This is a genomic window from Aurantiacibacter odishensis, assembly GCF_003605195.1.
In the GTDB taxonomy this organism is placed as follows: Bacteria; Pseudomonadota; Alphaproteobacteria; order Sphingomonadales; family Sphingomonadaceae; genus Alteraurantiacibacter; species Alteraurantiacibacter odishensis.
Genome location: NZ_QYOS01000014.1, coordinates 1 through 24,993, shown reverse-complemented (window position 1 = coordinate 24,993; position 24,993 = coordinate 1). Strand labels below are relative to the sequence as shown.

Annotated in this window: 21 protein-coding genes; 11 read left to right on the top strand and 10 right to left on the bottom strand. The window is 58.7% G+C overall.

Going from position 1 to position 24,993, the window contains the following annotated elements:
• The 3 genes from D4Q51_RS00425 to D4Q51_RS00415 form a co-directional block, all read left to right on the top strand.
• The coding region (locus D4Q51_RS00425) for an S-(hydroxymethyl)glutathione dehydrogenase/class III alcohol dehydrogenase (protein ID WP_120075448.1) at nt 1-1,026 on the top strand (1,026 nt) is incomplete at its 5' end.
• A gap of 106 nt (nt 1,027-1,132) precedes the next feature.
• On the top strand, nt 1,133-1,450 hold the full coding sequence (locus D4Q51_RS00420; protein ID WP_120075445.1) for a 2Fe-2S iron-sulfur cluster-binding protein: 318 nt from the start codon (nt 1,133-1,135) through the stop codon (nt 1,448-1,450).
• A gap of 6 nt (nt 1,451-1,456) precedes the next feature.
• Nucleotides 1,457-2,689 (top strand): NAD(P)/FAD-dependent oxidoreductase, encoded by a 1,233-nt coding sequence (locus D4Q51_RS00415; protein ID WP_120075443.1) that lies wholly within the window; start codon nt 1,457-1,459, stop codon nt 2,687-2,689.
• 291 nt (nt 2,690-2,980) lie between these two features.
• Here the strand turns inward: D4Q51_RS00415 and D4Q51_RS00410 are convergent, their stop codons facing one another.
• The 3 genes from D4Q51_RS00410 to D4Q51_RS00400 all read right to left on the bottom strand — a co-directional run bounded on the left by D4Q51_RS00410 (nt 2,981) and on the right by D4Q51_RS00400 (nt 7,667).
• Nucleotides 2,981-5,089 carry a DEAD/DEAH box helicase gene (locus tag D4Q51_RS00410; RefSeq protein ID WP_162925072.1) on the bottom strand — a complete coding sequence of 703 codons (2,109 nt, stop codon included), beginning with the start codon at nt 5,087-5,089 and terminating at the stop codon, nt 2,981-2,983.
• Nucleotides 5,089-6,018: a HamA C-terminal domain-containing protein gene (locus tag D4Q51_RS00405; RefSeq protein ID WP_120075439.1), complete on the bottom strand. Its 930-nt coding sequence runs from the start codon at nt 6,016-6,018 to the stop codon at nt 5,089-5,091. The genes D4Q51_RS00410 and D4Q51_RS00405 overlap by 1 nt, the downstream gene beginning before the upstream one ends.
• A gap of 728 nt (nt 6,019-6,746) precedes the next feature.
• Nucleotides 6,747-7,667, bottom strand: coding sequence for a formylglycine-generating enzyme family protein (locus tag D4Q51_RS00400; RefSeq protein WP_120075437.1), 921 nt, complete (start codon nt 7,665-7,667; stop codon nt 6,747-6,749).
• 244 nt (nt 7,668-7,911) lie between these two features.
• Here D4Q51_RS00400 and D4Q51_RS00395 point away from each other — a divergent pair, with 244 nt between their 5' ends.
• The 3 genes from D4Q51_RS00395 (at nt 7,912) to D4Q51_RS00385 (ending at nt 14,374) form a co-directional block, all read left to right on the top strand.
• Nucleotides 7,912-10,326 (top strand): TonB-dependent receptor, encoded by a 2,415-nt coding sequence (locus D4Q51_RS00395; RefSeq protein ID WP_162925071.1) that lies wholly within the window; start codon nt 7,912-7,914, stop codon nt 10,324-10,326.
• 257 nt (nt 10,327-10,583) lie between these two features.
• A complete protein-coding gene (locus tag D4Q51_RS00390) occupies nt 10,584-12,470 on the top strand; it encodes a glycoside hydrolase family 3 protein (protein WP_240624497.1) in 1,887 nt (628 codons plus the stop codon).
• Nucleotides 12,470-14,374: a sulfatase-like hydrolase/transferase gene (locus D4Q51_RS00385; RefSeq protein ID WP_120075431.1), complete on the top strand. Its 1,905-nt coding sequence runs from the start codon at nt 12,470-12,472 to the stop codon at nt 14,372-14,374. The genes D4Q51_RS00390 and D4Q51_RS00385 overlap by 1 nt, the downstream gene beginning before the upstream one ends.
• A gap of 226 nt (nt 14,375-14,600) precedes the next feature.
• Here the strand turns inward: D4Q51_RS00385 and D4Q51_RS00380 are convergent, their stop codons facing one another.
• Both D4Q51_RS00380 and D4Q51_RS00375 read right to left on the bottom strand, forming a co-directional pair.
• Nucleotides 14,601-15,662, bottom strand: coding sequence for a hypothetical protein (locus D4Q51_RS00380; RefSeq protein WP_120075429.1), 1,062 nt, complete (start codon nt 15,660-15,662; stop codon nt 14,601-14,603).
• On the bottom strand, nt 15,653-16,678 hold the full coding sequence (locus D4Q51_RS00375) for an SAM-dependent methyltransferase (RefSeq protein ID WP_162925070.1): 1,026 nt from the start codon (nt 16,676-16,678) through the stop codon (nt 15,653-15,655). The genes D4Q51_RS00380 and D4Q51_RS00375 overlap by 10 nt, the downstream gene beginning before the upstream one ends.
• Nucleotides 16,679-16,708: 30 nt before the next feature.
• Here D4Q51_RS00375 and D4Q51_RS00370 point away from each other — a divergent pair, with 30 nt between their 5' ends.
• Nucleotides 16,709-17,299: a helix-turn-helix domain-containing protein gene (locus D4Q51_RS00370; RefSeq protein ID WP_120075424.1), complete on the top strand. Its 591-nt coding sequence runs from the start codon at nt 16,709-16,711 to the stop codon at nt 17,297-17,299.
• Nucleotides 17,300-17,402: 103 nt separating this feature from the next.
• Here D4Q51_RS00370 and D4Q51_RS00365 read toward each other — a convergent pair whose 3' ends face one another.
• From D4Q51_RS00365 to D4Q51_RS00350, 4 genes are all read right to left on the bottom strand, one after another.
• Complete coding sequence (locus D4Q51_RS00365) at nt 17,403-18,203, bottom strand: hypothetical protein (protein WP_162925069.1); 801 nt, start codon at nt 18,201-18,203, stop codon at nt 17,403-17,405.
• Nucleotides 18,196-19,044 (bottom strand): hypothetical protein, encoded by an 849-nt coding sequence (locus D4Q51_RS00360; protein ID WP_162925068.1) that lies wholly within the window; start codon nt 19,042-19,044, stop codon nt 18,196-18,198. Before D4Q51_RS00360 ends, D4Q51_RS00365 begins: the two co-directional genes overlap by 8 nt.
• An 8-nt stretch (nt 19,045-19,052) precedes the next feature.
• Entirely contained in the window at nt 19,053-19,955 is a 903-nt protein-coding gene (locus tag D4Q51_RS00355; protein WP_120075418.1) for a 3'-5' exonuclease family protein, read from the bottom strand.
• 85 nt (nt 19,956-20,040) lie between these two features.
• Nucleotides 20,041-20,931: a 3'-5' exonuclease gene (locus D4Q51_RS00350; RefSeq protein ID WP_205689418.1), complete on the bottom strand. Its 891-nt coding sequence runs from the start codon at nt 20,929-20,931 to the stop codon at nt 20,041-20,043.
• Between the two features lie 547 nt (nt 20,932-21,478).
• Here D4Q51_RS00350 and D4Q51_RS00345 point away from each other — a divergent pair.
• The 4 genes from D4Q51_RS00345 (at nt 21,479) to D4Q51_RS00330 (ending at nt 24,713) form a co-directional block, all read left to right on the top strand.
• Complete coding sequence (locus D4Q51_RS00345; protein ID WP_205689417.1) at nt 21,479-23,203, top strand: ICP22 family protein; 1,725 nt, start codon at nt 21,479-21,481, stop codon at nt 23,201-23,203.
• Nucleotides 23,200-23,937 carry a hypothetical protein gene (locus tag D4Q51_RS00340; protein ID WP_120075411.1) on the top strand — a complete coding sequence of 246 codons (738 nt, stop codon included), beginning with the start codon at nt 23,200-23,202 and terminating at the stop codon, nt 23,935-23,937. Before D4Q51_RS00345 ends, D4Q51_RS00340 begins: the two co-directional genes overlap by 4 nt.
• Entirely contained in the window at nt 23,934-24,446 is a 513-nt protein-coding gene (locus D4Q51_RS00335; RefSeq protein WP_120075409.1) for a hypothetical protein, read from the top strand. The genes D4Q51_RS00340 and D4Q51_RS00335 overlap by 4 nt, the downstream gene beginning before the upstream one ends.
• Nucleotides 24,447-24,539: 93 nt before the next feature.
• Nucleotides 24,540-24,713 carry a biotin/lipoyl-containing protein gene (locus tag D4Q51_RS00330; protein ID WP_120075407.1) on the top strand — a complete coding sequence of 58 codons (174 nt, stop codon included), beginning with the start codon at nt 24,540-24,542 and terminating at the stop codon, nt 24,711-24,713.
• 135 nt (nt 24,714-24,848) lie between these two features.
• On the opposite strand, the gene D4Q51_RS16090 is transcribed toward D4Q51_RS00330, so the two are convergent.
• Nucleotides 24,849-24,986 (bottom strand): thiolase C-terminal domain-containing protein, encoded by a 138-nt coding sequence (locus D4Q51_RS16090; RefSeq protein ID WP_420807518.1) that lies wholly within the window; start codon nt 24,984-24,986, stop codon nt 24,849-24,851.
• Nucleotides 24,987-24,993 lie beyond the last annotated feature (7 nt).

Below are 24,993 nucleotides of genomic sequence, written 5' to 3'. Positions count from 1 at the left end.
GTGCTGGTCGAGATCATGGCGACCGGCATCTGCCACACCGATGCCTACACGCTGGACGGGCATGACAGCGAGGGCATCTTCCCCTCGGTGCTGGGCCATGAAGGCGCAGGTATCGTGCGCGAGGTCGGCCCCGGCGTTACCAGCGTGAAGCCGGACGATCACGTGATCCCGCTCTACACGCCGGAATGCCGCCAGTGTAAGTCATGCCTTTCGGGCAAGACCAACCTGTGCACCGCGATCCGCGCAACCCAGGGCAAGGGCCTGATGCCCGATGGCACCACGCGCTTCTCCTACCAAGGCAAGCCGATCTACCACTACATGGGCTGCTCCACCTTTTCGAACTTCACCGTGCTGCCGGAAATCGCGGTTGCGAAGATCCGCGAGGACGCACCGTTCCAGACCAGCTGCTACATCGGCTGCGGCGTGACCACGGGCGTTGGCGCTGTCACCAACACCGCCAAGGTGCAGGTGGGCGATAACGTGGTGGTCTTCGGCCTCGGCGGGATCGGCCTCAACGTGATCCAGGGCGCGCGCCTTGCCGGGGCGAACCAGATCATCGGCGTCGACATCAACCCCGACCGCGAGGAATGGGGCCGCAAGTTCGGCATGACCGACTTCCTCAATACGAAGGGCATGAGCCGCGAGGACATCGTCGCCAAGATCGTCGAGATGACCGACGGCGGCGCGGACTACACCTTCGATGCCACCGGCAACACCGAAGTGATGCGCACCGCACTGGAAGCCTGCCACCGCGGCTGGGGCACCAGCGTCATCATCGGCGTGGCCGAGGCGGGCAAGGAAATTTCCACCCGCCCGTTCCAGCTGGTGACGGGCCGCAACTGGCGCGGCACGGCCTTCGGCGGTGCCAAGGGCCGCACCGACGTGCCCAAGATCGTGGACATGTACATGACCGGCAAGATCGAGATCGACCCGATGATCACCCACGTCATGGGCCTGGAAGAGATCAACACCGCGTTCGACCTGATGCACGAGGGCAAGTCGATCCGCTCAGTGGTGGTCTATTGAATCAGATGTTCCGTCGAGTGGACGGACCTTCGTGCCGCCTCGCCCTCGTTTCCTCTCCCTGAGCGGCGTGGCGGCACAATCAGGAACCCGAGGAGAGTAAGCCTCGATGAACACGATTACAGTGACAATGCGCAGCGGCGATGAAGTCGATCTGGCCTTCAAGCCGGGACTTTCCCTGATGGAAGCAATCCGCGATGCTGGCATCGACGAGGTTCTGGCACTTTGCGGTGGCTGCTGTTCGTGTGCGACCTGCCACGTGCACATCGATCAGGAATTTGCCGACAAGCTGCCGCCGATGAGCGAGGACGAGGACGACCTGCTCGACAGTTCCGACCACCGCGATCAGACTTCCCGCCTGTCCTGCCAGATACCTTTGTCAGAGGAACTGGAAGGAATGCGCGTTCGCATTGCCGAGGAAGACTAGGCGGCCATGGATCGATATGACGCGTTGATCGTGGGCACCGGCCACGGCGGTGCCCAGGCTGGGCTGGCGCTCCGCCAGAATGGCTTCGAGGGTACTATCGCCATGGTGGGCCGCGACAAGGAGCCTCCTTATGAGCGCCCGCCGCTGTCCAAGGAGTATCTCGCCCGCGAGAAAGCGTTCGAGCGCATCCTCATTCGCCCTGCGAGCTTCTGGGAAGACAAGCAGGTGGACCTGGTCCTCGGCAGCGAAGTCGTGGCGGTCGATGCCGATGCCCGCACCGTCTCGCTGAAGGATGGACGCGAGCTTGGCTATGGAGAGCTGATCTGGTCCGCTGGAGGCTCGCCGCGCAAGCTCACCTGCGCCGGTGCCGATCTCGCTAGCGTGCACGCGGTGCGCGACAAGGCCGATGTCGACGCGATCATGGCTGAGCTCGACAACGGTGCGAAGCGCGCCGTAGTCATCGGCGGCGGTTACATCGGGCTGGAAGCGGCTGCCGTGCTGCGCAAGCTGGGATGCCGTGTCGTACTGCTCGAAGCGCTGGATCGCGTGCTGGCGCGGGTGGCAGGCGAAGAACTTTCTCGCTTCTTCGAAGCTGAACATCGCCGTCAGGGCGTCGACGTGCGCCTCAACACTCTTGTCGCTTGCATCGAAGGTGATGGCAACAAAGCCACCGGAGTAAAGCTGGCTGACGGTGAAGTGATCGACTGCGACATCGTGATCGTCGGCATTGGTATCGTACCTGCGATCGATCAACTTGCCGCAGCCGGAGCTGATGCGCCCAACGGCGTGACGGTCGACGAATATTGCCGCACCAGTTTGCCGAATGTGCACGCGATCGGCGATGTGGCGCTCCATGCCAACAGTTTCGCCGATGGCGCGATGATCCGGCTGGAGAGCGTGCAGAACGCCAACGACATGGCCAACACCGCCGCAAAGGACATCTGCGGCAGCCCGGAGCCTTATGCCGCAACACCGTGGTTCTGGTCCAATCAGTACGACCTGAAATTACAGACGGTTGGTTTGTCGATCGGTCATGATCAGACTGTACTGCGCGGTGATCCGGCGACCGGAGGCTTTTCGGTGGTCTATCTGAAGGGCGGCAGAGTCATCGCGCTCGACTGCGTCAACGCTGTGAAGGATTACGTCCAGTGTCGCAAATTGGTCGAAGCGCGTGCGGAGATTGCGGCCGAGATGCTGGCTGATGCAGAGACGCCGCTGAAACAGCTTATGCCGATTTAGGAAAGCGATGTAGGATGAATGAGCCGTAGCCCACCATTAGCATTTGATCATTCGCGAGTTCCTCACATCCGTTCAGAATTTACCTAAGATCAAGTGCCATCGACAGTGCAGCGAGTTGGTGGCCGCTTGCGTCGACGTCCTCGCCGAAACCGGACAGTCCGCAACCGGCCCAGTTTCTGACAGTCGGCAAAGCGCCCTAATGTCGGTCGTTCCCCGATCGTCACTCGATTTCGGTAACCTGCCATCCGCTAATAAGGCGGGCTGACGGCCTAGATCCAAGGCGCGGCAGAACTACCCCGGTGTCGAAGACGTGTCGTCCGGCGTTATACCATGAAAGAAGAATTTGAGGATGTATCGGTCGAACGCCGTCAGGCCTTGCACTTCGAGTGCGGCGTCAAGACCCTTGCTGCGGAAGGAATCCAGCGCGCTCCTGAGATCGAGATCTGGCTGCGAGAAATCCATGTAGCGGGCCTTGTGTAGCTTGCGCGAGATCATCCGAGGAAGGCCGTACTCCTCCAGATTGTGCACTGCCGGAGGCAGGAACGCATGGCTCACCTTTCCTATGAAGCCGCCGATGTCCACGGAAGGGTTCACAATCATCTTATGGAGCTCATTGATGTCGCTCAGAAGGGCGGAGAGCTTGAACGTGATTGTCCTCTCGAGCTGAAAGAAGGCTTCGATATCAATCCCTGCGCTGGACAACTGCCTGAGCATCGTCGGCATGTCGGTCGTCCAATTAGCCGCGAGGGCCTTGACCACCGCGACAACGCGGCCATGAGGAGCGTCCCATCCCGAGGGCTTGAGGGCAATCACCTTGTAAAGCATTCGCTCCCAGTCGTAGGGATTGTTCGAATTCAAGTAGCCGAAGCCTTTCCAGTCCTCGGGGTGTTCCTTCATGTCACTGGCCGTCTTGAGCAAGAAGTCTGCATCGCTGTCTTGCAGCAGGTTGTCCCTCTTGATCCGCGCGAGATTGTCCGCTCCGACGATGTCGGAGAGCTGACGCTTGTATTCAATAATCCTCTCGATCTGGCGCTCGGTCAGGCTTTCACGGTCCTGGGTCTCGTCAAGGCTTCCTAAAAGCGTTTCCGGAAAATCGATCTGGAGCTGCGTATCCTCCTCCTTCGGCGGCGAATCCAGGAGGTAGATGTGGCCTACGAAGTGCTTGAACATGCGGCCGCCTCGACCGATGATGTTCTTGTATGTGAAGTCCTTCAGGTTGGTCTGCCCAAGCTTGCTTTTCCAGATCACGACGTTCTGGGCGGATGTGTTCACGCCCTCGATGATCGAAGATGTTGAGATTATGCTGTCGAACCCTTTCTCATGCTCGAAGAGAAGAACCTGAAGCTGGCTGAGGCACCTGTGCATTCGACCGTTGTGCACGCCGACACCTCGCTCCACGAGGTCAGCCAATACCCAGTCTTGCTGATAGTTCTCTCGGAGCCACCGAGCGAAATGGTTGGTGTGAGGTCGATCGATCTTGTCCAAGCGGGCCACGACGAGCTCAGTGATTTTTCTTATCTCTGTGTATGTCCCAGCGTAGATGAGCGACTTCTCTTTCCGCGGCGAGATGATCGACAGCAGGGCCTCGGATTTCCTCTGCGCATCCCCCTTAATCTCCTTATAGATCTCGTGCTTTTCGAGGAAGGTGGTGTTGAAATCCAGCAGCTCTAGGAACTCCATGTCCCGCGTAAAAACGTTGTCCTGCAGCTTCTTAATGTTCGGGGCCAAGTAGTAGCGTTGCTCTGCTCGGCGAGAAAGCTGGACGATCGCCCTTATTAGTGACGGCGCCCGCTCCTTATCGTGAACGACGCTCGCCTTGTAGAACTCGTCGATGACCAAGAGATCGATCTTTCTCAGCTTCTGAATGTAGCCGAAGGCGCGCTCTTGCGGGAAGATCAGGATGTTCCGCGCTTCAAGCGGGGTGTCAGGCGCGGTGATGATGCCGTAATGCCGCGCAAATTTCTTGTACAAGCGACGCCGGGTCTCGTCCATCAACGCGATCGTGGGTACAATGATCACGACGGTGTTCGGTCGCTTCGCCGCGATGAACGCGTCGATGATGAAGCTCTTTCCAAAGCTGGTCGGGGCACTCACGGCGATGCTCCTGCCATCGAGAAGCTTCGCGAGGACCGTGGACTGCTCGCGGTGCAATGTGGCAGTCCGATTGCCGACGTCGACGGCGAACGCCTCATGTACGAACTTTTGATCCCATGACGCGGTCTCAAGCTGCAAATACGGGAAGAGACCAGCCGTCCGGATCAGCTGGTTCAGAACCTGAGGGTACGGGGTCCTGCTACGGTCCAGATCGCCTAGGAGCCGTATCAGCATGTTGCGCGCAGCCAGATCGTTGCCGCCTTCGATGAGGTCGTTCACCTCGGAACATGCGGCGAAGACCTCCATCACGCCGCCCCCTTGAAGTAGGAGACCGCTCCCAAGAAGGTCTCGACGATCGCCTTCTTATCCGGGACTGGGAAGAGAATCAGATGGAACTGGATGTCGCTGTATCTGTGGACCTTGGACGACCCGGCTATCTGCCTTGAAAAATAGGCTTCGGCTCGCTCCCTATGATGGGCGGAGATCGCTTTCCGATACTCGTCCGAGAGCTGGACGCATCTAGCTGTTTCGGCGCATTGATGGAGAATGAGGATCGGAACGTGGATCTTCGGCTTCAAATGATCGATCGATACCTGGCTGCTGAGCGCCGCCTTGATTTTCGCTCTCAAAGGTCCGGACAGAATTAATCTGTCGATATCCGATACGTTTGTGATGATGGCGTTCTCTTTCTTAAGCTTGCCTGTATCGAGGCTCGCGTAGACTGAGTTGACGACCGCATCCAACCGCGCGTCGACGATTGAATTATAGAATTTCGCTTCGCCGAACCACAAAGTGAAGTCGTCGCCCTCTTCGCTGATCACGATGTGGACGCTATCGGCGCCTTTCGCATTGTCTTGAACGTTCTGCTTATAGAATATCTTCGGTACGACCGGTAGCGCCCCGAAATGATTCTTCATTATCCCGTAGAGGAAGACCTCCGCGATCTCGCTCCCCTGACCAACCTCATCCTTGTCAGTAAGCCTAAGATTTCGAGCGGCAGCCACAAGTGCCGAATGGCTCTGATCCGCCAAGGCAAGTCGTTCCCGCTCGGAGAGCGCGGTCTGAGCAATGTTGTCCCATAGATAACTCTGGAAACGGCTGCCGAGCCAATTCCCGTCCTCAAAGTCGTTTACCATGCTGAGGACGCGCTTGTTTAACATCACCTTCAGCTGGGCAACATTCGTGATCTTCGACAGTGATGCGTCTATGAGTGTCTCGAAGACGATGCTGGTCATCCGGCGGAACGCCTTTGACCATGTTGAACAAAGACAATGAAGCCTGTGCCTAAAGGATTGACCACTTGTTGCATTAAAGAAAGCGCCAGCCCTCAATCGACTTACCTCTCGCTCCCAAGAAAAGTGGCGGGTGTCAAGCATGCTAGGTGCGACCGATTGCATCGCAGTTCCTCAGTGACGTTTTCTGAAAATAAGCGGTGGGCGTTGCATGAGAACAAACATAGAACAGATCGTTGGTCAAGCTTCTGCTGCGAAGATTTCGGGTTCGCATCGCGTACCGGCTCGACATTATGAAGGACCTGGCCGAGGCTAAAAGAGCCGGCACACAAACCTCATCTCGCCAAGTGAGGTTGCAAGCCCGCAGCCAGCACAGCCTTGACCGCGTGGCGTATCTGCACAGATGTCATCTATCCGGATCGGGCTAGCTGGACCTGAACGCACGCCATTGGGTCTTAACGCTGAAGCGTCGGGCTGAACAAAGGGCTGCCTAGCCTGCCAAGTTGCCCAGAACCTGCCAGTCAGCAGCCGGCCCAATCATGGCCGGTTTGCTTTGCGCCCCATAATCTGTCATTCAGCGCCTTTTCTACCTATGTCAACACCTGCCGTTAGCCGACTTTGGAAGCCGCATTCATCTGGTCGAGAAATGACAGAGGGCCAGAGCGACAGAATTGGTTGAATTTCGTTAACAATCTCAATTCGCAATGCTTGAACTTCTTCCCAATTGCGTTTCAATCGCGGAAGATGCAGCGGAAGCCAATATGCGAGGTCGACGTGTCGATTGCCTGCCCTTGTCTTGCTGCAGGGCGGTAGCGTCGGCAGTAGTTTTCCGCGCAGAGATGTGAACCGCCTTTCGTAACGCGGCGCGCGATTTTCATTCCCGGATTGCACGGGTCGAAGCTTTCCCGCTTTGCCGCGCCGCGCGGATTGTCGATCGTGCAGCAAGCTGAAGCATTAATCTTCTTGATCGGCTTCGGCATGGCAAACCAATCCCGCGTCCATTCCCAAACATTGCCGATGGTATCGTACAGGCCGTAATCGTTGGCGGGGAAGGTGCGGACAGGGCTGGTGCGTTCCCAACCGTCCTCGTAGGTATTCTCGTTCGGAAACGCCCCTTGCCAGTAATTGGCGAGCATTTTGCCCTCTGGCGCAAGCTCATCACCCCATTGATAATGACGACCATCGTCATGCCCGCCTCGTGCGGCGTATTCCCATTCGGCCTCTGTTGGCAGCGACTTTCTGGCCCATTCGGCGTAGGCGAGCGCATCGGCATAGGTCACATGCGTCACCGGATGATCTTCCATTCCGTCGATAGAGCTTTCCGGGCCCAGAGGATGTGTCCAGTCCGCGCCCAGGCCGAAATGCCACCACTGGCTCCAATCGCTTAAAGGAACCGGATGCCCCGGCCTGACGAACACCAGCGAGCCGGGCTGGGCCAGTTGCGGGTCCATGCCCGGATAGTCCTCCGGATCGGGGGGGATTTCCGCAAAGGTTCGGTATCCAGTGGCGGTGACAAATTTCGCGAAATCGCCGTTTGTGACCGGCGTGGCATCCATCCAGAACGAGTCTACCCGAACGCGCCGCAGAGGCTGCTCCTCGGGATAGAAGTCCTCGCTGCCCATGGTGAACGAGCCACCCTCGATACGGACCATCCCGTTCAAATCTGGCGTGCGTTTCGGCAATCCTTGCATACCCCGTATTCGCTGGTTTAGCTTACCGGATACCGTCATACGGCATCCTTAAGTGCCTGCTTTTCGCGCCTTGAAACGGAAGCGGCCAGCGGTGGCACTCTCCATCCTGTGCATGGGCAGTTCCGTCAAGGGTGCGGCTTTTGCATCGCGAAATCTTATATCTTTATAACAAAGTATTATTTTGCCCAATGTGCGTCTGCCGTTAGTGGCATCCCACGATAAAAGGCAGTGGGAGCGCGAAGTGCTCTCGTTCAACATGCCGAAATGGGAGGATGATGAGATGTTGCGGTTCCGCGCACCTACACAAGTTTCGCTTTTTGCCCTGACCTGCGCTGCCATGGCTGTGCCCGTCAGTTCGGCATCCGCTCAGGATGTCGGCACTGATGACGAGGCGGAAGCGCCATCCAATGCCATCATCGTGACTGCGCAACGGCGCGAGCAGGATCTCCAGGAAGTTCCAGTTTCGCTGACGGTCATCACGGACGAGATGCTGGAATCGCGCAATCTCAACCAGATCAGCGACCTGACGGTGGCTGCTCCCAGCTTGCAGTCCGGCTCCGATGGCCAGTTTGCCATTCGCGGCGTCGGCACCGTGTCGTTTGCTACAACCCTTGAATCGAGTGTCGCCGTGTCGATTGACGAGGTTAACCAGGGGCGCACCTTTGGCGTCGGCGCTGTATTCAACGATGTCGCACGGGTTGAGGTTCTTTCGGGACCGCAGGGTCTGCTTTTCGGCAAGAACTCCTCCGCGGGCCTTTTAAATATCGTGACAAACGAACCGGAATTCGACCGTGTTTCGGGTGAAGGCGCTCTCGAATACGTTATTCGGGATCCTGCGCCGGGCAATCCGGAAGGGTTCGTCGGTCGCGGCGTAATCAACCTGCCGGTTTCGCAGAATGCAGCGTTCCGCTTTGACGGGTTCTATTCGTATCAGGAGCCTGTCGCCCAGTTCATCGGCACGGGATCTGCAGACGAGAACCTGAATGCATTCGGCGGCCGCGCGAAGTTCCTCACCGAAATCGATGATAACCTGACGGTCTACGTAATCGGCGATTACAACGAGCGCCACGGCATCGCCGGCAGCTTCGACCGTAGCTATCGCGAGCTTGATCCGAACAGCCCCCTGCGTGCTACTCTAGCAGCAGAAGGCGTGGAGGCCGGAGAGGATAACTTCTTCTACGCCGGCGAAGGTGATTTCTACCGTGACGAGAAAGCCGGCGGGGTTCAAGGTCGTATTACCTATGAACTGGGCAATGGCTGGGAGATCACAAACATTGCTGCCTGGCGTTTCTCCGAACGCGATCAGGCCCTTGACACCGATCTCACCAACGAGAACGGGCTCTCCATCAATCGCAGCTTTTCGGAGTATGACCAGTTCACGAACGAATTGCGGGTCGCCATTCCGGAATCATCGCGCCTGTATGGCCAGTTCGGGCTTTACTACCTTGACTCGACACTCGACAGCTTTGGACAGGTGGCTGGACTGGGAGCCAGCACTGTCGCCCAGCGGCCGAGGTTCCCCTTCTGTATCGGTGGCTTCGGGCCAATTGCGCCTAACTGTCCTGTCGAAAGAGATTTCTTCCTTGGCGGCGATTCCGAATTTGTTCTTGAAGAAAGCAATCTTGCCGCGTTCGGCCAATTCAATTTCAGGGTATCGGACAGTTTCGAGCTGATCGCTGGTGCTCGCGTGACCCGAGAAGAATTGTCGATCGAAACCGTGCAGCAGACCGCAGCGCTCTATTTCGTGAACCTTGGTGTTCCGGGGACTTTCGCGGAGAGTTTCGAGGACACGAGCTTCACCTACAAGCTGGGCGCGCAGTACTTCGTCAACGACGATATCATGACTTACCTTACCTTCGGCAACGGCCGGAAGGGTGCAGGTTTCAACGATCGTGCAACCGCCACCGATCTGCAGCTGCTGGTCTTCCCGGAAAAGGCGAAGACCATTGAAGGCGGTATCCGCACGAGCTGGCTGGGTAATGACCTGATCGCGAACCTCAGCCTGTATCATACCGAATTCGATAACTATCAGGTGCAGGCTCTGGACACGGCCTTGCAGAGGTTCTCTATCCTGAACGCGGGGTCGCTTACCACGCAAGGTGCAGAGCTCTCGATTATCGCCAGCCCGTTTACTGGCCTGACGATCAACGCCGCTGCCACCCTTCAGGATGCGACGTTCGGGGAATTCCCCAACGCTCCTTGCAATCCTGTCCAGCCGTACCCCTGCCGGCCGGACGGTACCTTCGATGCTGAGGGTACAAGGTTGCCCAATGCGCCGACGTTTACCGGCACGATCCAGGCTATCTACAATTTCCCAATCAGCAATTCGGCGGATATGTTTGTCGAAGGAAACTATTATCATCGTTCCGCGATCAACTACCGTCTTGGCGAACCACCGATCACCAGGGTCGAGGGTATCGACCTGCTGGGCGCCAGCATCGGTGTCGAGCTCGATAGTTTCCGCGTCAGCATCTTCTGCCGCAATTGTACCGACAAACGGGTGCCGGGCTTCCTCAATCCGGTTGCCAGCGATGCGAACAATGGCCGGGCATCCTCGCTGCAGCAGTGGGACTTCAATTCGGTCCGCAATATTGGTCTTTCGGTCGACTTCGAGTTCTGACCTGTAAAGCTCTCCCGAGCGGAATGCGGGGAAGGGGTATTGATCCCCTTTCCCGTATTCTAACGGGGTGCAAGGGCGGGTTAGTGCATTGTAGCTGCGCCTAAGTGAGATATCAGAACAGTCGGCTGCTTTTTCCAGCCACACAGAAAGTAAGATTCATGAACCGGAGCACGACCGCCCATAGAACTCTTGTTGCTGCCATCGCAGCTGGGGTCCTCGCTGGTTGCGTTCCCACGGTCGAAAGCTCCGGTCCGAAAGTGGCGAGCCGGGCAATTCCGGTTCTTATGGACGGTGGAATCCGCTATCGCGATCTTGACCGCAACGGCACGCTAACCCCCTATGAGGATTGGCGACTGAGCCCACGTGAACGTGCAGCTGATCTTGTTGACCGCATGACGCTGACGGAGAAAGTTGGCCAACTGCTCGTCGCGAACGCATTTAACAATGCGCCATATGGTGAACCGGCCACCGGCTATGCGGTCGACGCGCTGGGCGGCCTCATGCGCGACAGCGGCATCACTCATTTCAACTCGACACTTGCTCTTCCACCCGCCGATCTTGGGCGCGCGAACAACGCTGTTCAGGAAATGGCGGAAGAAGGACGTCTGGGCATTCCCGTCGTCTTTGCGACCGATCCGCGCCATCACCAGGCGAGCACGGTTGGTGCCGGTGTCGCGCCCGGAGGTTTCAGCACCTGGCCAGAACCTCCCGGCCTTGCCGCATTGAATGACATTGAGACGACGCAGCGCTTTGCAGAAACGGTGCGCAAGGATCTGCGCGCTACCGGCATCAGTCTGCTGCTCGGCCCCCAGGTCGATCTTTCCACCGAACCGCGATGGCCGCGCAACAACGGCACCTTGGGCGAGGATGTCGCGCGGGCTGCAAGTCTCGCCGAAACTCTCGTGGCGGGCCTGCAAGGCTCGACGCACGGCGTGGAGCAATCCGGCGTTGCCACTGTGGTTAAGCATTTCGCCGGATACAGCGCTGGAAAGGATGGCTGGGATGCACACCATCGTTACGGGCGGTTTGCTTCGCTCGATGAGGATGAATTCGAACAGCACCTGCGTCCCTTCGAGGCAGCGTTCAGGGCAAATCCAAGCTCTGTAATGCCTGCCTACACGATTGCCGAAGGCTTGGTAGTCGATGGCCAGCCGGTGGACCCCGTTGGCGCGGCCTACAGCAAAGTGTTAATGACTAATCTGCTTCGCGGCAGGTACGCTTTTGATGGCGTAATCCTTTCGGATTGGGCGATCACCTCCGACTGCGGCGAGATCTGCCGCAACGGCTTTCCGGAAGGGCAGCGGCCTACGTTCGAGGGGATGTCCACCGCCTGGGGTGTAGAAGACCTGACCCAACCGGAACGCTTCGCCCTGGCGATGGACGTCGGCGTGGATCAGTTCGGCGGCGTCATGGACCCCGCGCCGCTTTTGGAAGCAGTTCACGCTGGGCTGATAGCCGAAGAAAGAATTGACGAGGCCGTAACGCGCGTTCTGATGCGGACGTTTTCGCTCGGGCTTTTCGAAGCGCCATTCGTCGACCCGGAGAACGCTGTACGCAGAGCGGGGACTGCTGAAGATCACGCCGCTGGTGTAACGGCGCAGGCACGCGCCATGGTGCGACTGGAAGATGACGGCACCGTGCCGCTTCTGGCGCCGGGAACCAAGGTATTCACTTACGGTGTCGATGCTGAAGCTGCGCGTCAGGCGAACGTGGAAGTCGTGAAAGATCCTGCCGATGCACAAGTCGCGATCATGCGCCTGCAGGCGCCATACGAGCGCTTGCACCCGCAATATTTCTTCGGCGCGATGCAGCACGAGGGTAGCCTTGCCTTTCCTGAAGACCATCCCGGACTGCAGGCCCTTCAGCAGCTTCCGGATGGTCTGCCTGCAATTATCGATGTCTACCTAGACCGTCCGGCGATTCTTGCCCCTTTGCGCGAAAAGAGCAGCCTCTTGCTGGCCGATTTCGGTGCATCGGACGCTGCCCTGTTCAGTGTGCTAACGGGCAGGGAAAAGGCTACGGGCTCGCTGCCGTTTGAACTCCCTAGGTCAATGGAGGCGGTCGAAGCGCAGCGATCCGGCGCGCCCGCCGACAGCGTCGCTCCGCTTTATCCTCTCGGTTTCAGGCTTGAGGATCGGAAGTAATGACACCGATCAATCGACGTGCTGTTCTGGCTGGAGGTGCCGCAACCGCTGTCTCGGCCTGTGCATCCATGCCCGCAGCGGTTCCTACCGGTGAGCTTCCCAACATCCTTTGGCTGGTAAGCGAGGATAATAACCCCTTCATCGGCGCTTACGGTGATGCGCTGGCCTGTACTCCGAATATTGACGCTTTGGCAGCGCGCGGCGTGCTGTACCGCAATGCCTATTGCAACACCCCGGTCTGCGCCCCCACCCGCTTTACGATCCTGACGGGGGTCAACGCGGAGAGTTGTTCGCCTGCCAATCACATGCGCGCAGAAGCTCATCTGCCTTCGGTACTGCGGACCTACCCGGAATATCTCCGCTCGGCAGGCTACTACTGCACCAACAACGTTAAGACAGATTACAACTGCGACGTGGAGCCAGAGCGTATCTGGAACGAGAGCGGCAGCGAAGCGCACTGGAGAAACCGGCCTGCGGGGCAGCCCTTCATGGCCGTGTTCAACTCCATGACCACGCACGAGTCCACGTTGTTTCGCACGCAGGACCTGGGGGCTGACCCTGACGCCATAGAACTGCCGGCCTATTTGCCGGACACGCCCGAAATCCGCTCGGATTATTCCAAGTATTACGGCCTGATGCAGCAGATGGACAGCGAGATCGGGATGCGGCTGGCGGAACTAGAGGCGGCTGGCCTGGCGGATGACACCATCGTCTTCTACTATTCCGACAACGGCGGGGTGCTGCCGCGGTCCAAGCGCTATTGCTACGACGAGGGCATGCGCTGCGCGTTGATCGTGCATGTGCCGGAAAAGTGGCGTCACCTCGCCCCGGCCGCGCAAGGCACGGAAATAGATGCGCCGGTCAGCTTCGTCGACCTCGCGCCCACCCTGCTTTCCATTGCCGGCATTGTTCCCCCATCAACAATGCAGGGCAACCCCCTTCTGGGGCAGCATATCTCCGAAGCGGGACGCTTCGCCTTTGGAGCCCGAGGGCGGATGGACGAGCGCTATGATTTCGTGCGCACCGTAACCGATGGCCAGTTTCGGTATATTCGCAATTACATGCCGCATCGTCCTGCCGGACAGGTTCAGGCCTTTGCTTGGCTCGCTCCCGGATACCAGTCCTGGCACCGGAGGTACCTAGATGGACAGCTTGATCCAGTGGAACGGCGCTTCTTCGAACCCCGCGATCACGAGGAACTGTACGATCTCGCGTCGGATCCAGACCAGGTAATCAACCTAGCTGACGAGGCGTCGTATGCCCGTCAGCTGGAGACGCTTTCGAAAGCGCTCGATGCCCATATGCTGGCTATCAACGACAACGGCTTCATCCCGGAGGGTGGCAGCGCCGAAGGGTGGGATGCCAGCAGGGCGCAAGGCGGTTATCCTTTGGCCGATCTGATGAAAGTCGGACGCTTGGCTGCAAGCCGGGATGCCTCGCAGTTGCCGAACCTGATGCAGGCGCTGGCAAGCGGGGACGAGACTACGCGCTACTGGGGCGCTACGGGACTGCTGATACTCGGCCCTCAGGCTGCTCCGGCCGGCGAAGCCCTAGCGCGCGCAATGCGCAGCGACCCATCACCACAGGTCAGGGTCGTGGCCGCCGAAGCTGCTGCCGAGCTCGGTTTCGATAGAGAAGCTGCAACGATACTTGGTGGACTGCTAGGCGGGCACGATGATGCCCGCGTCCGTCTGCAGGCTATTAATGCGCTCACGTACATCGGCGATGCTGCCCGCGGGGCCCTGCCACAAATTGCCGAGGCAGCCGTGTCCGACGATGAATTCCTGCGAAACGCCGGACGTTATCTCGTTGCCGTGCTCGAGGGGGACTTTGACCCCTCCATGCAGATCTTCGACGTACCGCGAATGCTACGCGAAATGCGGCGCGGAGCGGGCCCAGCCTGATCTCCGCTTGTGGCTGCATGGGATTCTATGCAGCGCCCGTGCTGCAGATCAGCAACCGCGTAACGTCGTACGGTTCATTCCCGACTGGGCATAATGAGGCTGGGCGTCCGCATCGGCTTCGCCGTTGGATCGAAATGACTGCAAAGATACTCGTAGGGGGAATGGCGGCTTTGCGACGTTGTTCGGCCAGAAGCCGACTGACCGCTAGCGGCCCATTAGCGGACAACTACAGCCAATACCGGCCCGAGAGGCTACAGAAAAAATAGGCAGGCTGATCAATTTCGAATTCGACGAAATTTCCTTCAGAGCAGCATCTGTTTCGCGCCTTAACAATTCTCATTTCTGGCGAAAAATGTTCAAAGTCTATGATGTCAGTGATGGGTGAACCAATACAGTTGGCCAGCATGCTATCGGGCAAATGCATTCCGCAAAGCCTGACCCGTGATCCATCGAGCTCTATGTTCGGTTCTGAGGGAATCCGGCTGTGAAGCCGTATATGGCAGAAATCTTTCGAATAGTAGTGATCACGGCAATCGCTTTGCAACTGCGTACAAGCCCAGTTGCGGAGATTATCCTCCAAGGGGCCCTCTGCCACGAGTGAACGCACTGCCAGAAGATCGATCTTTCCGTCGGCCCCTTGCGACCTCAGCTCCTTCAGCTTTGCCTCCCGACATGAAAGCTGGTCGAACAGTTCCTGGAGATTCTCCGCATTGTCGCCGAAGCAATCCAATTCAAATTCCAGCACCGATGGCTGGAGATCCTCATCCAAGGCGGATATCGATACGACGTGCGGCACCACATTGGTATATCGATCCCAGATGCTCCATGTGACCTTGGAGTCTATGAGATGCACCCCTATCCCATGTTGATCCGCCCACTCCTGAAACGTGGAGCGGAGAAGCCTCACAGTTTCGTGGACGGCGTCCGCCATCTTGTCGAAGTTGCAAATTTCAAGATCATCATACCCGAATGCGAAAAAGTTAGCTGCCCATTCCACATCCGTTATTTCGAGATCGTAGAAAACCTCCTGCGCGTGCGCTGAATCGTATTCGATTTCGACGGTGAGTCCGTTGGGTAAGGTAAAGACAAAAATGCAAACGGAGCAGCCTTCGTCACGCTCATCGATTGTCGCAATGGACTGAATTTGCCATGCCAACTTGTCACGGGTTCTGGCCTCGAGCTGAATGCGTTCGAAGACCTTCCTGATGAAGCTCGTCATCCCAGCCAAGCCATCGCTGGCGTACCAAGCATTTTTGTGCCGCCAGGTGTTCTTGCGTTCTAACTGCATATTGCATCCTTCCCCTCCACCCTACGACCGGGGGAAGAACATTCGGGACTGGCTCCCGGCTCATCGGAGCTGGAAGTTCGAAACTGCGTGTAAAGCTGAACCACCTCCGTTTTCGCGAGGCTCGGCTTGCCTGCAGTGCGCTGCGCCATGACCTCGAAATCGAGCCTGAGCCTGCACATTGCATCCTCGAGGTCATCAATCCCCGACGTTGCCCTGATGAAATAATGGGCGCTGGGTTTCGCCTCCAGATTGTGATGGACCTGTCCGGCTTTGGCTCCGACGCGCTGGATCGCGAAGTTGGCCTTGTGAGCCTCTCCAGCACGCAGGAATTCGAAGTCTGCGTGCGCCTTGGGAAGAGCGATCTTCTGCCGCCGCACATCCTTTTTCACCCAGATCTGAAAAACGGCCGGTACGTGTTTGCGTTCTCCCTCAAAAATGAACGCGTCCTTCGGAACCAGGATTTCGTCGACCAGGTGAAAGCTGAGATCGAGGCGATTTTGCACCGAGACCTTCTGGAAGGTGCGCGGCACGATAAAGGCGATCACACTTGCAGCTTGAGCGGCGCGGTTGAAGAACTTGATCGCCATGCTGGCGTTCTTGCCAAACGGCGGATTGCCGATGACGAGCAGCGGATCGTCCAATGACAAAGGCAAGACGAAAAAATTGCCCTGACGAATCCCGGGCGCTTTTGGGTCAATATCATAACCTTCGCTGCCAAGCGGGAGCTTCCGCAGGAATGCTCCTGTGCCCGCGCTGGGCTCGATTATCCGGGTGCGCTGGAACCTGAGCAGATTGTGCTCAATCCGTTTGACGCGATACCAGTCGAGCAGGTCTTCGACCACCTCGGCTCGGGTGTAGAACTGGTCGAGCCGCCGAGCCTTTTCTCGCTCAGAGACCCGAACTGCAAGCGTAGTGGCGCTAGCTGGCAACGCCTTTCCGTCATCCAGCTTGCATACTGTTTGACGGCCTGGCTCGGTGTTGCCTACATCGGCTGGGGATAGAGAAAGCTGTTTCATTCTCAGCATATATGGCGCAGAAAGCTCAATATGCAACAAAGTCACAGAGCCACCTCGAGAAAATCATACCGCTATCGATTACCCGAGGGTTACTCGGGTCTCATCGATGGCGTCGGCAGCACCTTGCGCAAAGCTAGGGAGCGATCTTCCGAGTACGGTGCGATGTCTACGGCCGAATTCGCAGACGTTCTGGGTGTGAAGCGAGAGACACTTAGTCGCATTGATAACGACAGAAAGCTGCCGTCCTACAAAACCTTGAGCAGGTATCTCGATTTGCTGGATATGGAGCTCGATGCTGTCGCGCAAAAAGGTGACAGTTCAAAGGCGTCCATTCCTGACTATCCGGAGGTGTGTCTACAGCTTGGCGAGGCGCTTGAAGACGGACGTGAGAAGGAAGGACTGAGCCTGCGGCAACTCGAGGAGCATACCGGAATATCCTATTCGCAGCTGTCGCGCTTGACGCGAGGACAGTTCAAGGGCGGGAAACAAGTCGAGATTAAGTACCTCGATGGTAACCGGGAGTTCGATAACGACACGCTGGCCTGGTTCACGCATCCCATGCTGGATTACCTCTCGGAGATTGGCGGCTTCAGGCGCGATCTTGGCCGGCGTGGGTTTTAGGCCCGTCGCTACATGCGCGGCTGTGGATCGTGGCTTACCAACGAGCTCACCAGGGGCGAATGTGGATGCAAAAAAGGGGCGCCCGTCTAGCGGGCACCCCCTGTCATTGAGCGTCGTCTGCTTCTTGCGCGAAACGCAGCCGCAGCAAGTGATCAGTGAGAGCCTGCGCGCCGTGTCGACGTGCCCGCTCAGCCCAGGTCTCCCACCTGTCGATCCGGTCGACCAGCCAGCGATAGACCCGGTCGCGTTCGTAGCGGCGCGGAAAATCCATCGACCACAGTGTGCGGGCCAACGGAACGTTGTTGCCCTCGGGCGGACCTATCAGCTTGATGGCAGGCCGCCCTGCGAGATCGTCTCGGACGAACCGCAGTTCGAGTTTGGCGGCGAAGGCCTCACACTGGGCCATGACCTGATCGTGCATGACCGGGTCGTGTGCAAGATCGGGTCCTCTCGTGGCCTTGAACACCGGCAGGCCGATCGGGATGCGCGCCGCTTGCCGTGAGCGCGTGCTCGCCAGCATGACCAGCACAGCCCGGCCTTCAGGGGTAAGATCGCCCGAGAGACTGTCATCGGTAAAACCGAGCCCTTCGAGCCAATGCCCGACGAGTTGGCGCGCGAGTTGCCAGGAGTCTTCGAACAGATCGATGACCTTCTCCTCGATGCCGATTACCCGGCGGTCGATGGCTACGAGAATCGAGAGGAGAACTTCGAGCGCATGTTCGCGATCGTGCTCGGATGCGCTCGCCATGCCGAGGCGTGCGGTCCAGAAGTATTCGCGGACGCTGCGCCATTCGTTTCCCGCTTCGTCGTAAAGGGGCGGCCACTCCTCGCCGCTCGTCCTACACCAGTACCCCCATGGCAAGGCGGCATTTCTGCGTCGCTCATACGGCACGCGCTCAGTCATGATCGCCTCCCGACTTGCCAAGCTTTCGCGCGGGCGTGCCGAGCGCTGGCGGCGTCAGCGAGCCGGTGTGACGATCTTCGAGCGCATCGAGCTGCGAAGCAAGCGTCGTCACCTCCTGGAACATGTAGTCCATGTCGCGGTAGACCTGTCCTTCTTCGCGTTCGAGCGGCCGGTTGTGATTGGGGACGTAATCTGCTGCCTGGTCGGCGCTGAAGCCGAACCACCAGTTCGTGCGATCGACGTCGCCCGATGTGCTGGACCTCTGCGGCGGCGAGCGCCGGGCGGGCCGAGAGCTTCCGATCGTGACATGGCAGACGCTCGTCTCGGGCGCTCCGCTTTCATCGCAGGGTGCCGCGTAATCGATCGGCCCATGCACATTGAGTCCGGCGGAAGCCGGAATGGCGTCGGCGCTGAAGCCCCAGAGCGGATGGGCAATGCTGACCGCGACAAATCCGGACCAGTGGCCGCCATGCTGGCGCAGAAGGATGCAGTCCTTGCCGGTGGACGCGTCGACCCATGCGATCTTGTCGGGCTCGCCGGCCCATGGGCCATCGCGTTCAACATGGCGTTTGCCATCGACGAACAATTGGACGGGCCGGATCTCGCGCCCACCAATGGCGAAGCGTTCGGGCAAGGCGGGGAGGTTGGTGTGAGGGTTGGCCGGCACGGCAGCGCGGCCTGTCTTTTTCTTCGGAGGCATTTCGATTTCCTTTTCGCATAAAAAGAGCCGCTGTCCGGATCGGACGAGCGGCTGATGGGAACCTGCCTTGTGGCAGGCGGTATGCGGGCGCAGATTTGTCTGGAATGCCGGCGCGCCCGGAGCCGGCCATTCGTGCTTCAATGATCACATCATGCCGGCACTCCCTCGCTCGGGGTCGGGCAGAGCTTCGCAGCGTATTCGCTTGGCGCAGCCGGGGCACGGTAGACGGTGCCTCGCAGACCCGCTTCGGCCTTTCGGGCGCGCACCCAGGACGCGAACGTGCGTGTGCAGAAATCCGAGTTCGGAAAACTGCGCTGCAAGCGGTCCGCCAGTGAGCCCAGCATTGACGCACGATCGAGGGTCACCTGGCCCATGCTCGCGAGGTGATAGATCGCGATGAGCGTGGTCGTTATCACGTCCGCCAGGACCTGCTCTGCGACCATTGCCCACTCGCCATTCTCGACCAGCGGCCCGATGTCCTGCGAGGCGCTCGGCTTGCATGGGACCCCGAGCGCTGCGGCGAACTCTGGCAGGTGCACGCTGGCAGCGGCAACCGAGGTCGCCTGGCACAGGTCGAGCCGGTTACGGCTGTGAGGATGGAGGTCTGCCAGCTGGGCAGGAACGATGAGCGAATGCATCATGGCTGCCATACGCAGGACTGCGAAATCCTTCGCTTCGCCGCCCCAGCTCGTAACGATACCGCCGGGTTCGATACGGCAGGCATCGAAGAAGGCCGCGACCATGTCCTTCTCGCTCGACGTATCGGCCGTGAGCACGACCGGCTCATCGAATGCGACCTCACCCTCACCGGGCAGATATCTTGCCACAAGCCAGCTGACAGCCGCGATGCGGTGAAAAGGCCAACGAATCTTGCGCTCGGCTGCCTTGCCTTCGGCCATCATGTAGGCTGCGTGGCGATCGCGGTCATAGCTGTACTCGAAATCACAGACGATCAGCGTCAGCGCTGCGCTGTAGTCCTCGCTCCGACGCAATGCGAATAGGCGGGCATCCTCGGCCCATCGGGCAAGGCAGGTTTTCGTATCGGTGGGCATCTAAGAACTTCCTTTCAGGTCGAACGCAAAAGGCCCGCACTTCGGCGGGCCTTTTGCGAGTCAATGTTGATGGTGAATGTGGGCGTCAGCGGTGCCGCTCATGCGCGCTCATGGGCTCGAGCGTGGGAGCCGGAAGCCCCGAGCGAAAGAACCACGCCTGCTCGTGCGCGACGAGCGACTTGTCGAGCTCCTTCTGCCAGACGCGGCCTTTGCTGTTCCAGCGGTAGCCACGAGCTTTGAGCAAATCCTTCTTCGAAAACGGAGCGCGGGTTGCCTGGACGAGCGTCGTCACCCGGTTTGCCGCTTCGAGAAGCCGCTGGAAGTGCGTGCGGCTCTTGCGTTCGCAGCCGCGCCTCGATTCTTGCAGGAGGACGAAGAGCGACCAGACATCGTCAGCCGCCCTGTGCGCGTTCGAGAACCAGCCATGCTGGCCGAGGAGATGCTGCTGCGCGCGGCCATCGCAGCCCGCCTTCAGCCATTCGATGTCGGCCATCGAACAGGCCCATGCTTTACCGGCCAGTTCGGGGTAACGCTTCTCGAGCCAGCTCACTTCGAATTTTGCATTGTGAGCGCAGAGCAAATCAGCCCGCGAGAGCAGGCCCGCAACGCTCGCATCGTTGATCTTTTTGCCGACCAGATGCTGGGCAGCGAGGCCTGTCACCATGGTGATCTCGGGCGGGATGGGAACGCCGGGATCTTCGAGCCAGCTAAGCGGCCCGAAATGACCGATGACATCGCCTTCATCGGAGAGCCAGACCAGCATGAGAGCAAGCTCGATGATGTGTCCGTCGCTGGCATCGAGCGAAGTCGTCTCGAGATCGACCAGTGCGACACAAAATCCATCGGGCGGAGCGCCTCCTTCGGGCATGTTGGTGAAGCGGTCGGGCACGCGCCTAAGCACGCGGTAATCATCGCTGCGCTCAAGAGCCCTGGCGAGACGCTCGTGTCGTCTCGCGGACTTGTCTGACGTATTCATTTGTCGGTTTCCTTCTCTGCGAAACCGGCAAGGCGCGGAGACGCGCTTGTCGCATCCCCTTTTCCATTCACCTGCCGGTTTCACCGGCATACTCCTTTCAGGAGATTTCAAAGGAAGACGGCCCGCAGCTGCCAGCGAAGGGTCCGCCCCCCCAAGATGTCGGCGACATCGCCCCAGGCCGTGTCAGGCCGCACTCGAAGGAGGCTTGCAAGAGCCGACGTGCGAGCGCCAGCGAGCTCCTTATCGGGCGAACGCGAGTTCGGACGATGTCATCAAAATCGTCCGCTCCAGGGGTGCGGATGACTTTGAGGTATTGCGCCTCAAAAACGAGAAAGGGTAAAAACGGCAAGTCAGTCCGTTTACCTTGCGAACCGTTTTCATTTGCGTATGCGCAAATGTTCAAGTCCCGGCGATCCTCGATATCTTAATTGATAGGCGGCGGACGAATTGCTAAAGATGGTCCGCTGTCTCATTTTCCTATTGATGCAATAAAAAAAGTTGTCCGACTGCTTTGGTCTACCGAATCCGCGTCCTACAATGCGGACCCATGGACAACTCACCTCTCAATACTTTGATGATCGAAATGCTTCGGCGCGCGACTGCCGCATTCCCGGATCTGCGCGCGCAGCTCGACGCCTATCTGGAAATGAGGGCGAAAACGGATGAGCGTGACACAGGCGGCAAACTTACCGCCTCTGCCAACAAGGCTCGCGAGATTCTGCGCAATAATCTGCTCCTGCAGATGCCTCTCAAGAGGGCGCTGCGGCAGTACGAGAAGGCCGTTCGCAAGCGCAGGGCCAAGGCTCAGAAAGCCGCCGCCGAAGCCATGCTCTCGTTCGTCGAATGGGAGCAGTACCAGATCGAACTGGACATCCTCAGCGAGGATAATCCCGCCGTAGATGCAGACGTGCCGCCGAGCCGCGAGCGCACCGATCAGGACAAGATCGACGCAATGGTACGCCCTTTCATCGAAAGGCTCATTGGCCGCGGAAATGCGGCGTCGACCATCGGCCGGCTCCCGGTTTTTGCGTCAGATCTGATATCGAAATTGATCTCAGATTGGCGCGACGACCCCGACTTTCAGAACCCTGAGAACCTGTGGGTGCAGATGATGCGGGCAGGCATTCTCGATGCCTTTGCAAGCAGCATGACGGCGGAAGAAGCGGCCGCAATCGACTTTGCCAGGAAGACGCTGAAGGACGATGATGGGGCGGCAGAATTTGCCCGTGCAGCGCGCGAGGATTGCGGTCTGCCGGCAGGGTTTAGCACCTCTTTCCTTGAAGGCCTTTACCATCTGCGCAGCTGTCTCGCAGAGGTCTCCGAGGGACAGGCACGCGCCTATGCACGCGCCCACAGGCTGGTCCACGACCGCGATGTCGATCTCCTCGGAGATATGATGAGACTGAAGGAGCAGGGCGATTGCGACCGGCTGCAGGCGCTCGTGCATTTCCTGACCCAGCGCAGGGCCTACGAGGCCCGCGATACCGCGCTCACGATCCAGCTTGTTGCCGTTCAAAAGGAGTTCGAACGTCTTGAAGCGCACAACCGTTCGACCGATGACTGGGCGCGCGATGTAACGAATATGGTCGCCTCTTTGGCGCAGGATTTCGCCGATACGGTACCTGGTTCCGAAGCATTCGAGATGCTGCTGGCCAGCGGATTTCGTCTCTCCTCAACCTACGAGGAAGTTGCGCTTCTCGCCGAGCGTCGCAGGGAAGAAGAACGCCGCGACATGTTCCTCGACGACATTCGCTTTGCATGCAGAGCGGCCCAGCGCTTCAAGGTCGTCGGGTATACGGTGCATCTCGAGTGGGACGAGGGCTTCGAGGAGATCGATGCAAAGGCATGGGATCGGGAAAGCTGGGAGGCCGAGCATGGACCGTTGTTCGATGATTACGACAGCGAGGATGGGCCGGATGATGAGCTGACCAGCAGTGGGACCGAAGTGGGCGGCGGGGATGAAGTCGGGACTGCTGGTTCGACCAGCGTCGCTAATGACACCCTGCCTCTGAACAACGATGAAGACGGGCCGGCAACCGGCCCTGACGAGGCGGAGAACTCGTCTCCTGATGGTGCAATCCTGCCCGTGATCGCCGCATCGCAGGACCCTGTTAGCCCCTCGCTGTTCGATTTCGAAGACCGTGAGCAGGCCAATGAGGCGCCATCTGATAGCGCAGGCCAGCCTCGGACTGGGCAGCCATCGGCGACGCAAAAACCGCGTCCGATGACCCGCAAAACCATCAACAAACTGACCGACGAGGACTTCAGATGAGCAACGATCTTCTGCCCGGCGACGGGTTCCACGCACGCCTGCAGCACATGCTGCAGGCAAGGCCCGCCAAGGAGAAGCCGGTGCTGCCGGCCTTTTACAATAAGGACACGAACATGGCCCCGACCTTTGTTATCGGAAGGGTCGATGGTGGCGTGGGAGCCAGCATGTTTGCTCTTCTGCTCTCGCATTATTTCAAGGAACAGCCGCTCGTCATTCAGGTCGGCGGCATGAAGAGCTGGGCCTATCGCGAACTGCCCGAAAACCACTTCATCCACGTCAAACCCTTGGAAGAGGAAGGGGGCAGGGAAGATGTGCTGGCGGCGTCTCTCGACCACCGGCTTCGGCACGGTGAACGCATCGCCATCATCGAATACGAGCAGGCTCTCCCGGCAGAGTCGATTGGTGCGGCAAACTTCATCAGCGAACAGTTGGAGGGCTTCTCCATGCTGTTCCTCATCGCAGACAAGAACGACGAGAAATTCAAACTGCTCGACACCGCGATTAATCTCGAAGTTCAGCGCGTTGTCGGTCTGCGCAAGTACGGCCTCGGGCAGCGCCCTGATGATCCGCTCCTGCAGGTCCCTGGTGTGCCGAGCTTTATTGCTGCCAGGCTGCAATCGCAGCCCTCGAGCTTTGCCTACCAGATCAAGGCTTCCGAACAGCCGGTGGCCGCCATGCGGTTTGAAGAAAGGCTCGACGCCTTCTTCGAAGAGATCGGGAGGAGAATGCAGTGAACTCGATCGACGAACTCTGGGAGACGTTGTTTGAGCGCGAAATACTCCCGTCCGAACGCCGCGTTATGGAGAATATCGCACGTTGCTCGAATGGCGATGAGAGTACGCTTATCGCCAGCGCCGTGACGGTTCACTGTCTGTATTCGACCCTGATTATGGATCCCCATAGCCCCGTAAGATTGACCGCCAAGGTCGGCAAGGCACTCGAGGATCTTGAGGCTCGGACAGCTCAGCTGACACATTTCGTGGGCAAGGCAGTCTACATGACCGGCTCTCTCAGGGATGATGCTCTCGAAACACGCAAGGCGTTGGATATGGCAGAGGACTTTGCCAGATGGCAGCGCAACAATCGCGTCACGGTGTTCGAGCGAAACAAGGCGCCAGAGGCCAGCGAGTACTCAGTATCGCTTGATGTCGTCGGCATCTTCATTGCTGCCTGTGTGGCATCTTCCATCTTCGGCGGATTGATCGCATTTGGGGTCGTGCTGACGATATTAGGTGGAGGTTAGGGTCCAAGCTTTGAGTTCGCGCGGATAGCGTTGAAAACTGCTACCGCGAGTTGTGCCAAATGTTCTGACGACGGACACCTGCCGCAATTCGGAATGGGAATGCAGGATGCCGAGGTCGTCAGGTGGTTGAAGGCTGTGGGTGACAGCGTGACCGAAGGTGAACCGATCGCCGAGGTCGAGGCTGCCAAGACCACAGTCGAGGTGGACTGTCCCGTAACAGGGACACTCAAGGAATCTGCGCACAACCCGAAGAGGTGGTGGAGCTAACCGAAGAGGTGGTGGAGCTAAGGGGAAAGCTCGCCGTTATCTCGACCGGTTACCGTTCGTATCGAAAATCCGCCTGCGAGAACGCGGTTCGGGGCGAGGTGCAATCCAGCTCTCGCCCCCCTCTCACCGCAGTTCTCAGATCGTCGAAAGCGAACCGAGAATCGCGGTGGCTTGGCTTGAGAATGTTCCACCATTCGCGTGCGCCAGGCACAGATCGACGTCCGGCTGCTGATTGGCTGCTTCCCCACGAAGCTGACGAGCGGCTTCGACGATGGCGAAC